This window comes from Promineifilum sp. (SeqCode), assembly GCF_041918635.1.
In the GTDB taxonomy this organism is placed as follows: Bacteria; Chloroflexota; Anaerolineae; order Promineifilales; family Promineifilaceae; genus Promineifilum.
Genome location: NZ_JAYRVJ010000301.1, coordinates 1 through 1929 on the forward strand (window position 1 = coordinate 1; position 1929 = coordinate 1929).

Here is a 1929-nt window from a genome sequence, read left to right on the forward strand (position 1 = left end):
CGCGGGGTGGGGCACCTGCTGGTTTTGGCTGTTGGGTTGTGCGGAATTTTTGAAGTTAAACATTGGGCTAGGGATCGGGTCGGGGGGGGGGTGGGGCCCGCGATGTTGCGCCTCCGCCGCGCGCTACCATATCTATATTCATTTGTTAAGTCTCAAAATTGCCTGACTACGAACCGAATGGGAGATAGATATGGATCGACGCTGGCTATTGTGTGGCTTGGTCGCGGCGCTGATGGCCCCGATGGTTGTCTTGTGGGGCGGCGTGCAGTGGACGGCGCACGCCCCGCGCGCCTTCAACCACGTGACGCAGACGATCAGTGAGCTGGTGGCCCGCGACGCGCCGGGGCGGGCGGCCGTGTCGGCGCTGTTCGTGATCTACAATGGACTGCTGGCGGCCTTCGGGCTGGCGCTGCGCGACCTGGCCGGCGGGCAGGGGCCGGCCGGCGGCCACGGTGAGCAGGCCGGCGACCGCGTCGTGGCGCTGGCGGCGCTGGGCGTCCTGCTGCTGGCCGCGCCGATGGACCCGGTTGGCGCGCCGCGCTCGCCCATCGGCCTGGTGCACACGTCCATCGCCGGGATGATGGCCGTTGTCGCCACAGGGGCGGCGCTGTCGGGCGGCCGCTGGCTGGGCCACGAGCCGGGCATGGCCGCCTACGCCCGCCTGTCACAGGCGACCGTCGCGCTTATGATCCTGTTTGGCGCGCTGACGCTCGCCGGCTCCTGGCTGGAGCTGCTGGGACTGATGGAGCGGCTGCTTACGGGGGCGTTCGAGGTGTGGCTGGGGGTGGTCGCGGTCGGGTTGTATCGGGCGGTGGGTGAAACGCGGGCGGGCGAGGGAGCAAGGGAGCAGGCGGCGCACGGCAGGTCGCAGGTGGCAGATGGCGGCTAGGGCGGAGGCCCGTCCGCATACAAAATCGGAGTCCGCATCTGAAGATGCGGACTCCGAGCTGCTTACTGCTTACTATTTACTGCTCACCGCGGCCGGTAGGCCCATACGTTGTCGATCTGCTCGCGGTCGAACTGGTCGCGGACGGGCGAGCCTTTGCGGCTGATATCCTTGCCGAACTGGTCGATCATGCTGCCGGCGATCCACTCTTCGCTGCGGTAGAACAGCGCCTTGTGGGCCGTGGTGATCATCCGGCGGCCATTGTCGTCGGCCATCAGCGCCTCAACGATGGCCTGGCGGGTGACGTAGCGCCCCCCGGCCGAGCGGGTGCGCACGATGTCGGCGATGAGGGCGTTGCTCTCGTCGGCCGGGAAGGGGGTGGCGGCCTTGGCGGCGCGGGGGCGGGTGGCGGTCTTGGCCGCCTTGCGGGTGGCTACAGCCGCCGCTTCGGTCCCGGCCTGGTCATTCTCCCAATGGATCTGCAGCGCGGCGAGCAGGTGGCGCTTCACCGTGCCATTTTCATAGCGGACGGTGGCCCACATGCCGTCAATGGCCTGGACTTCGTATCCGCCCGTCGAGTTGCGGTAGTGGCGGCCCACTTCAAGTACATCACTCATAGTTTTCTCTCCGGCGGCGTGGCCGCCCGTCGATCGTAGTGGCCCGCCGAAGCGGGCCGATAGCCCGCGGTGGGCTGGTGGACGTGGGCGCGTTGGCGTCGCCGCGGCTGGGAGGCGCGGCGACCGGGGTGTCAGGATATGACTATTATAGCGCAGATCGCGGGATTTAGCGAAGGATCAGGCGCGCTCCCAGCGGATAGTCATATGCTTGTTGCCGGCCAGCGCGGCGCGCAGCAGATCGGTCAGGGCCGGGTCGGCGCCGCGGCCGATGAGGTAGTCCAGCGTGTTCTCGTCGAGGTAGTAGTCCTGGTCTTCGGTCGATTCCTCCTCCATACTGTCCATGAGGAACTGGAGTTGGGCGTCGCTGATCTCGCCCAGAGAGGCGTCGCTGTCCTGGTTGTAGAGGATGATCATCGCTTGCTCCTA

3 protein-coding genes are annotated in these 1929 nt (G+C 67.1%); 1 reads left to right on the top strand and 2 read right to left on the bottom strand.

Annotated features, from left to right (window positions below):
* Positions 1 to 190 precede the first annotated feature (190 nt).
* On the top strand, positions 191 to 889 hold the full coding sequence (locus ACE3UY_RS09770) for a DUF998 domain-containing protein (protein ID WP_374687354.1): 699 nt from the start codon (positions 191 to 193) through the stop codon (positions 887 to 889).
* Positions 890 to 972: 83 nt separating this feature from the next.
* Here ACE3UY_RS09770 and ACE3UY_RS09775 read toward each other — a convergent pair whose 3' ends face one another.
* Together ACE3UY_RS09775 and ACE3UY_RS09780 are read right to left on the bottom strand one after the other, a co-directional pair.
* Positions 973 to 1503, bottom strand: coding sequence for a hypothetical protein (locus ACE3UY_RS09775; protein ID WP_374687355.1), 531 nt, complete (start codon positions 1501 to 1503; stop codon positions 973 to 975).
* A gap of 177 nt (positions 1504 to 1680) precedes the next feature.
* Complete coding sequence (locus tag ACE3UY_RS09780; RefSeq protein ID WP_374687356.1) at positions 1681 to 1917, bottom strand: galactosyldiacylglycerol synthase; 237 nt, start codon at positions 1915 to 1917, stop codon at positions 1681 to 1683.
* Between the last annotated feature and the right edge of the window lie 12 nt (positions 1918 to 1929).